This window comes from Kitasatospora sp. NPDC058218 (assembly GCF_042882445.1).
GTDB lineage: Bacteria > Actinomycetota > Actinomycetes > Streptomycetales > Streptomycetaceae > Kitasatospora.
In genome coordinates this window covers 19,359-27,414 of record NZ_JBHVWC010000097.1, presented here as the reverse complement: position 1 = coordinate 27,414, position 8,056 = coordinate 19,359, and the positions used below count along the sequence as shown (strand labels likewise).

General features: G+C 72.2%; 6 protein-coding genes and 1 pseudogene. 4 read left to right on the top strand and 3 right to left on the bottom strand.

What is annotated here, in order from left to right; all coding sequences use genetic code 11:
- Nucleotides 1–31: 31 nt before the first annotated feature.
- The 3 genes and pseudogenes from galK to galT form a co-directional block, all read right to left on the bottom strand.
- Entirely contained in the window at nt 32–1,174 is a 1,143-nt protein-coding gene (gene galK / locus ACFVYI_RS39640; protein ID WP_387894604.1) for a galactokinase, read from the bottom strand.
- A gap of 41 nt (nt 1,175–1,215) precedes the next feature.
- Nucleotides 1,216–1,332 (bottom strand): annotated as a pseudogene (locus ACFVYI_RS39635) (NAD-dependent epimerase/dehydratase family protein); the annotation flags it as partial.
- A complete protein-coding gene (gene galT, locus ACFVYI_RS39630) occupies nt 1,329–2,429 on the bottom strand; it encodes a galactose-1-phosphate uridylyltransferase (RefSeq protein WP_387894603.1) in 1,101 nt (366 codons plus the stop codon). The gene galT and the pseudogene ACFVYI_RS39635, both read right to left, overlap by 4 nt.
- A 406-nt stretch (nt 2,430–2,835) precedes the next feature.
- Between galT and ACFVYI_RS39625 the strand changes: the two genes are divergently transcribed.
- The 4 genes from ACFVYI_RS39625 (at nt 2,836) to ACFVYI_RS39610 (ending at nt 7,886) form a co-directional block, all read left to right on the top strand.
- Entirely contained in the window at nt 2,836–3,879 is a 1,044-nt protein-coding gene (locus ACFVYI_RS39625; RefSeq protein ID WP_387894602.1) for a substrate-binding domain-containing protein, read from the top strand.
- A gap of 194 nt (nt 3,880–4,073) precedes the next feature.
- Nucleotides 4,074–5,669: a sugar ABC transporter ATP-binding protein gene (locus ACFVYI_RS39620; protein WP_387894600.1), complete on the top strand. Its 1,596-nt coding sequence runs from the start codon at nt 4,074–4,076 to the stop codon at nt 5,667–5,669.
- Complete coding sequence (locus ACFVYI_RS39615; RefSeq protein WP_387894598.1) at nt 5,666–6,706, top strand: ABC transporter permease; 1,041 nt, start codon at nt 5,666–5,668, stop codon at nt 6,704–6,706. The genes ACFVYI_RS39620 and ACFVYI_RS39615 overlap by 4 nt, the downstream gene beginning before the upstream one ends.
- 358 nt (nt 6,707–7,064) lie before the next feature.
- Nucleotides 7,065–7,886, top strand: a complete 822-nt coding sequence (locus ACFVYI_RS39610; protein WP_387894596.1) for a DeoR/GlpR family DNA-binding transcription regulator — start codon at nt 7,065–7,067, stop codon at nt 7,884–7,886.
- Nucleotides 7,887–8,056 lie beyond the last annotated feature (170 nt).

Below are 8,056 nucleotides of genomic sequence, written 5' to 3'. Positions count from 1 at the left end.
CCGTGGTGGCCGGGTCGGCGGCGACGGCCGGTCAGGCGATCCGGCGGGCGCCGGACGCGGGGACGGCGGTGAACGTGCGGGGGGCGGTGTGGCCGGCCTGCCGGAAAGCCGTCTCGACCGCGGCGGTGACGGTGGGCACCGCGTCGGCGTCGACCAGGGCGATCACCGAGCCGCCGAAGCCGCCGCCGGTCATCCGGGCACCCAGCGCGCCGGCGTCGACAGCAGTGGCGACGGCGAGGTCGGTCTCCGGACAGGAGACGCCGTAGTCGTCGCGGAGCGAGGCGTGCCCGGCGGTCAGGATCGGGCCGAGTGCGCGCAGGTCACCCGCGTCGAGGTGGGCCACCGCCTCGCCCACCCTCCCGTTCTCGCTCACCACGTGCCGTACCAGCGGACGGAGTTCGTCCGGCAACCGGGCCAGCGCCGACGCCGGCCCGTCCGGGTCGAGGTCGCGCAGGGCGGGCAGGCCGAGGAGGGCGGCGGCCCGCTCGCAGCCCGCCCGCAGCCGTGCGTACGCGCCGTCGGCGAGGTCGTGCTTGACCCGGGTGTCGACGACGAGCAGCCGAAGCCCGGCGCCGAGGAGGTCGAGCGGGACGTGGCGGGCGGACAGGTCGCGGGTGTCGAGGAAGAGCGCGCCGCCCTCACGGCAGCACATCGACGCCATCTGGTCCATGATCCCGCAGGGGACGCCGACGAAGGCGTTCTCGGCCCGCTGCGCGATCCGGGCCAGTTCGGGGCCGTCCAGCCCGAGGCCGTACAGGTCGTTGTAGGCGGCGGCCACCACGCATTCGATCGCCGCCGAGGAGGAGAGGCCCGCGCCGGTCGGTACCTCGCTGTCGATGTGCACGTCGGCGCCGCCGACCTGGTGGCCGGCCTCGCGCAGGGTCCAGACCACGGCGGCCGGGTAGCGGGCCCAGCCGTCCACGCTGCCGGGGGTGAGCGCGGTGACGTCGAGTTCGACGGTGGATCCGTCGCCCTGTTCGCTGTACAGCCGCAACAGCCCGTCCGGCCGCGGGCGGACGGTGGCGCGGGCCGCCTGGGGCAGGGCGATCGGCAGGACGAACCCGTCGTTGTAGTCGGTGTGTTCGCCGATCAGGTTGACCCGGCCGGGAGCCGCCCAGACCCCGGCCGGGGCCTGGGGCACGCTGTGGCCGAGGGTCGGGGCCGGGTTCGTCATCGGGACCGCCGCCTTCCGCTGCTCCGCTCCTGGGTGAGCGTCCGAACGTCGGCGACGATGCCGTCCAGGACGGTCACCCGGTGTCCCGCCTCCAGCAGGTGGGCGGCGACCACGCTGCCGACATCGCCGGCGCCACCCGTGACCAGGTACGTCCTCATGAGGCGACCTCTCGGAGGCGCTGTGCGGCCGCCTCCGGCGACACGTCGTTGACGAACGCGTCCATGCCCGACTCCACGCCGGCGAGGAACTTCAGCTTGCCCGCCGTACGACGGATCGTGAACAACTCCAGGTGCAGCGCCAGTTCGTGGCCGTCCACGGCAGGTGCCTGGTGCCAGGCCGCGATGTACGGCGTCGGCCGGGCCTGCTCGTGCCGGCCCTCCTCGACGAACAGGCGGTCGAAGCGCCGCAGCAGTTCCAGGTAGAGGCCGGGGAACTCGGCGCGCTCGGCCTCGTCGAGCTGCGTCAGGTCGGCGACCCGACGGTTGGGGTAGAGGTGCACCTCGTAGGGCCAGCGGGCGGCGAACGGCACGAAGGCGGTCCAGTGCTCGCCGGCCAGCACCACGCGGACCGGATCGGCGCGTTCGGCGGCCAGCACGTCCTCGAAGAGGTTGCGGCCGGTGGCGGCGCGGTGCCGGCCGGCCTGCTCGATCATCCGGGCGGTGCGCGGCGGGACGAAGGGGAACGCGTAGATCTGTCCGTGCGGGTGGGCGAGCGTGACGCCGATCTCGGCGCCGCGGTTCTCGAAGATGTAGACCTGCCCGACCTCGGGCAGCACGGACAGTTCGGCGGTCCGGTCCGTCCAGGCGTCGAGGACGAGGCGGGCCCGGGACTCGGTCAGGTCGGCGAACGACGAGCCGTGATCGGCGGTGAAGCAGACGACCTCGCAGCGCCCGGTGCCGGCGGCTGACTCGGCCACCGGGTGGCCGAGGAGCTCGGGGTCGGCGTGACCGGCCAGCGACGGGAAGCGGTTCTCGAAGACGACGACCCGGTAGTCGGAGGCCGGGATCTCGCTGAGCCGGTCTTCGCGGGAGGGGCAGAGCGGGCACTCGTCCGCCGGTGGGTGGTAGGTGCGGGCCTGCCGGTGCGCGGCCACCGTCACCCAGCTTCCGGTGGTCGGGTCGCGGCGGATCTCGGACAGGCTGGCCGCCGGCTCCAGCGGGCGCCGGTCGAGGGAGGGCTCGCGGGGAACGGCCTCCTCCGGGTCGAAGTAGAGGAGTTCGCGACCGTCCGCGAGCTTGTCCGACGTTTTGATCATGGCTTCCTTCTCTACGGGGCCCCGTGTCGGCTACCCGGCCTGAGCGAGCATCGCGCTCATATTCAAACGAGAGCACACAAAAGTCAACACTCCCTAAAATCGGACACTCGACCGAACGAGGCCGCACCCCGCCTCCGGGCGCCGGACCCCAGGGGGCCGACAGGTTACAAGCTGGTCTCGTCCCCGACTTCCACTTGACGATGTACCGCAACAGGGATGTCATATGTGCCATCCCGTTTGACCGTGTTGATTCTTGATGGTTGCTGATGCTTCTCTCGTCCGGCCGAACGTATGGCCGAGCGAGCACGGCCGATCGGCTCCCACGTCCGCCCGGGGATTCGAACGGACAGTTCCCCTCGACCCTTTGTGGGCGCCGGAGTCGTCGCCCGCACGAAGGAGCTCCCAAATGTTCCGTCCTGCCAGCCGCGTTGTTGCCGCGACCGGTCTGTTGTTCGCCGTGGGCCTGACGACCGCGTGTTCGACGGGCCAGGAGTCCGTCGCCGGGGGCGACGCCTCGGTCGCGCCGGTCAGCGGGAAGATCTCGATCACCTACCTGCAGAAGCAGGGCGACCAGGAGTACTTCGTCGGGGAGGCGGCCGGTGCGAAGGCCAAGGCCGCGGAGCTGGGCGTCGACCTGAAGGTGGTCAACCTGGGCAGTGACGCCAACAAGACCATCAGCGAGGTCCAGTCCGCGATCGCGCAGAAGACCAACGGCGTGATCATCGTCGTCCCTGACCCGGCCGTGGGCCCGCAGGTCGTGCAGACCACCAAGGACGCCAAGGTCGCCCTGCTGACCTCGGACGACCAGATCTGCGCCACCGGCCCCGACCCCGCCGCCTGCGCCAAGGACGACCTCGTCGCCCGGATCGGCTTCTCCGGCGCCCAGATGGGCACCGAGGTCGGCAAGCGCGCCGGCGAGGAGTTCAAGAAGGCCGGCTGGAACCCGGCCGACACCCGGGTCATCTCCGCCTGGAAGCAGGACGTCACCGTCTGCGGCGACCGCGTCAAGGGCGCCAAGGAGGCCTTCGGCGCCGCCGTCCCCGGCGTCCAGAGCATCGACGTCGCCACCGACAACACCCCCACCGGCGCCCAGGACAAGATCGCCGCGACCATCACCGCCAACGCCGGCGTCAAGCACTGGGTCGTCTGGGGCTGCAACGACGAGAACGTCCAGGGCGGTGTCACCGCCCTGCAGAACGCCGGGATCAGCGCCGACAACGTCATCGGCGTGGGCCTCGGCGCCTACCTCGCCTGCAAGAACTGGGCCGGCAACAAGCCCACCGGCATGAAGGCCGCCCTGTTCATCAACGGCAAGGACGTCGGCGCCCTCGCCGTCCAGACCATGTACGACAAGCTCAAGAACAGCAAGGACTTCCCCAAGGAGGCCTTCGCCCCCACCACCATGGTCGACCCCACCACCTGGCAGAACGCCGGCGTCACCTGCAACTGACGCCCCCGGGCAGACCGGATCCCCCCTCTCCCGGCCGGGCCGCCGCCCCGCCGGGCCGGGGGGCGCTCCCGCTCCCCGAGGGCCGGACGGCCCAACCCCGGCCGCACCTCCCGCACTCCTCCCCCGCGCAAGCGACCGCGGTGCACCGGTCGCGAGCCCCCTCAACCCTCCCGTACGACTCCGAGGTGACCCCGATGAGCCCAGCCCACCACGCGAACCCGGATCCCCGTCCGCCCACCGCCGGCAGCGCCGGTGTCCACCAGGTCACCAAGCGGTTCGGCGCGGTCCAGGCCCTCGGCGGTGTCACCCTCGACTTCCCACCCGGCCAGGTCACCGCCCTCATGGGCGAGAACGGCGCCGGCAAGTCCACCCTGCTGAAGATCCTCACCGGCGACCACCAGCCGACGGAGGGTCACGTCCTGCTCGACGGCAAGCGGGTGGACCTCGCCTCGCCCGCCCAGGCGCGCGCGGCCGGGATCCGGATCATCCCGCAGGAACCCGAGATCATCCCGCACGTCTCCGTCGCCGAGAACGTCTACGCCGGCTCCCTGCCCCGCACCGCCGGCCGACGTCTGGACCGCGCCGAACTGCGCCGCCGCATCACCGCCGACCTCAAGCGCCTGGGCTTCGACAAGGTCCTGGACCCGGACCTGCTCGGCTCCCGACTCACCCCGGCCCAACGCCAGCTGGTCGAGATCCTGCGCGCCCTCACCGGCGAGGCGAAGGTCATCGCCTTCGACGAGCCCACCTCCTCGCTGTCGGAACACGAGGTCGACGCGCTGTTCGCCCTCATCCGCCGCCTGCGCGACGACGGCGTCGCCGTCGTCTACGTCTCCCACCGCATGCAGGAGATCTTCCAACTCGCCGACCGCATCGCCGTCCTGCGCGACGGCACCCTCGCCGGCATCCAGGACGCCGCCACCACCACCGAGGGCGACCTCGTCCGCCTCATGGTCGGCCGCGACCTGACCACCATGTTCTCCCGCGAACGCGTCGCCACCGACCGCCTCGTCCTCGACGTGCGCGGCGTCACCACCGACGCGGTGCGCGACATCGACCTGCAGATCCACGCGGGCGAAGTCGTCGGCCTGGCCGGCCTGATCGGCGCCGGGCGCTCCGAGCTCGCCCTCGCCCTCGCCGGCGACCTGCCGATCCACTCCGGCACCGTCACCCTCGACGGCAAGCGCCTGCCCTCCGGCAACCCCGGCGCCGTCATCCGCGCCGGCCTCGGCCTCGCCCCGGAGGAGCGCAAGGCCCAGGCCCTGTTCCTGCACCGTTCCATCCGCGACAACACCTCACTCGTCGTCCTGGAACGCCTGCGCCGGTTCCGCTTCGTGCGCCGCGCCGCCGAACGCGACCTCGCGCAGGAGTACACGGACCGGCTGCGGGTGCGCACCCCCTCGATCGAACACGAGGTCCGCAAGCTCTCCGGCGGCAACCAGCAGAAGGTCGTCCTGGCGCGCTGGCTCGCCCGCAGGCCGAAGGTCCTCATCCTCGACGAGCCCACCCGCGGCATCGACGTCGGCGCCAAGGCGGAGATCTACCAGATCATCGCCGACCTCGCCGCCGAAGGGGTCGCCGTCCTCGTCATCTCCTCCGAACTCCCCGAGGTCCTCGGTCTCGCCGACCGCATCCTCGTCATGCAGAACGGCCACATCACCGGCGAGCTGAGCCGCGCCGAGGCGAACGAGGAAGCCATCCTCAACCTCGCCATGGCCGACGACCTGACCACCACCGACGACCTCGCCGGCGCGACCACGCCCGCCCCCGCCCCCGGAGCTTCCGTATGAGCACCACCACCAGCACCACGCCGTCCGCCGAGAACGGCGGCCACGCCCCGCGCCGGTCCGCGGTCTCACCGAAGGTCCTGGCCTCGGTCGGCGGGCAGAACCTCAGCCTGATCGGCGCCCTGGTCGTCGTGCTCACCCTGTTCGGGGTGCTCAACGACAACTACCTCAGCCTCACCAACATGCAGGTCATCGCCGAAGCCGCGACCATCACCGGCCTGCTCGCCGTCGTCCAGACCGTCGTCATCATCTGCGGCGGCCTGGACATCTCCGTCGGCTCCCAGGCCGGCGTCGCCTCCGTCGTCTCCGCGATGGCCTTCACCAGCGCCGGCTCCAACGCCCTCGCCGGCATGGCCGCCGCCGTCGGCGTGGGCATCCTGATCGGCATCCTCAACGGCGTCGTCATCGTCTACGGCCGCGTCAACCCCACCATCGCCACCCTCGCCGGACTCGCCGCCTACAAGGGCCTCGCCCAACTCATCTCCAACGGCCGCGCCCAGGGCTACGTCCTCAACAACGACATCTTCATCTTCCTCGGGCGCGGCAAGATCGCCGGCCTGCCCGTCATGGTCTGGATCCTGATCCTCACGGCCCTCGCCGTCCACCTCCTCCTCAAGTACACCGACATCGGCCGCAACCTCTACGCCATCGGCGGCAACGACACCGCCGCCCGCCTCGCCGGCATCAACATCAACAAGTACCTGATCGCCGTCTACGCCCTCATCGGCACCGTCGCCGCCGTCGCCGGCATCCTCCTCACCGCCCGCACCGGCAGCGGCCAGCCCGTCTCCGGCAGCGAAGGCCTCGAACTCAAGGCCATCACCGCCGCCGCCCTCGGCGGCGCCGCACTCAAGGGCGGCAAGGGCGGCATCGGTGGCACCCTCCTCGCCGTCGCCCTCCTCGGCTGCCTGGAGAACGGCCTCACCGTCCAGGGCATCAACTCCTTCTGGCAGAACGTCGCCCAGGGTGCGCTCCTCGTCGTCGCCGTCGTCATCCAGCAGCGCCGCAACGGCGAGCGCCCCATCGGCCTCCCCGCCTGACACCACCCGGACCGCGGCCGACAGGCACGCACGCATTGGCTTCCGCCGGACCCGAGCCGACCCCGCCGTGGCACGAACGGTGCGGCCGGCTCGGTGGGCCCGGCGGAACGGCGAGGGCCGCCGAGGGTCGGCCTGATCGCCACCGTCCGCCGGTGGCGCCCGTCACGGAACGGGCGCCACCGGCGGTCGCGGTACCGGCCGCGAGCCGGTCCGGGCCGCCACACGGCCCGGCGGCGCCCCGCGGGAGGTGAACGGCGCCCTGTGCGGGCTCCTTGATCCGCTCTCCTCGCACCCGGTGTCCGAAAATCCTCCTGCGCTATATTCGGTCCGTTCGAGGGAGTCGACGACAGGTATGGGAATGTCCGACCAGGGACTGCTCGTCCAACAGCGCCGCGCCCTCATCCTGGAGGCGGTCCGACGCGACGGCGCCGTGCGCGTCTCCGATCTCGTCGTCACGTTCGGGGTGTCGGACATGACGGTCCGCCGCGATCTCGACGCCCTGGCCCGGTCCGGCGCGGTGGAGAAGGTCCACGGCGGCGCGGTCGCCGCGGGCACCAGCGAAGAACTCGGGTTCGAGGTGAAGTCGACCCTGGAATCCGCGGCCAAGGCCGCCATCGCCGAGGCGACCGCGGCCCTGGTCAACCCCGGCACGGTGGTGGCCATCAGCGGCGGAACCACCACCCACGCCGTGGCGGCACAGCTGCTGAACATTCCGGACCTGACCATCCTCACGAACTCCCTGCCGATCGAACGCCTCGTCCGCAGCGCGGCGGACGCCGCCCACCGCACACCCGTGGTGCTCCTGACGGGTGGCAGCGCGACCCGCTCCGAGGCTCTCGTCGGCCCCATCGCCGATCACGCCATCGCCTCCCTCCACGTGGACCTGCTGATCCTCGGCACCCACGGAGTCACCGAGCACCAGGGCCTGACCAGCCCCAACCTCGCCGAGGCACAGACCAATCGGATGTTCCTCTCCCGCGCCCGCCGGGTCGCCGTGGCGGCGGACCACACGAAGTGGGGCATCACCGGGCTCAGCACCTTCGCCGATCTGGACCAGATCGGGTGGTTCATCACCGACGACAGGATGCCGCCGGACGCCCTGGCGGTCCTCGCGGACAGGGTCGGCGAACTGGTCGTCACGGGCGCTCCCGAGACCGCCACGGCCACCGACGACCGGTAGGCCCGCCCGCAGCGCGGCGCGGGTTCGCGGTCCGCGCGGGCACGTGCCCGTCCGGCACGACCGACCGTGGCAGCGAGCGGGGCGCCTGCGGGGTGCGGACCCCCCACGCGCCCCGCCCGCCTGGGGGGCCCCGCCAAAAAGCGCCGGTGGCCCGGGGGGGGGGGGCCCCC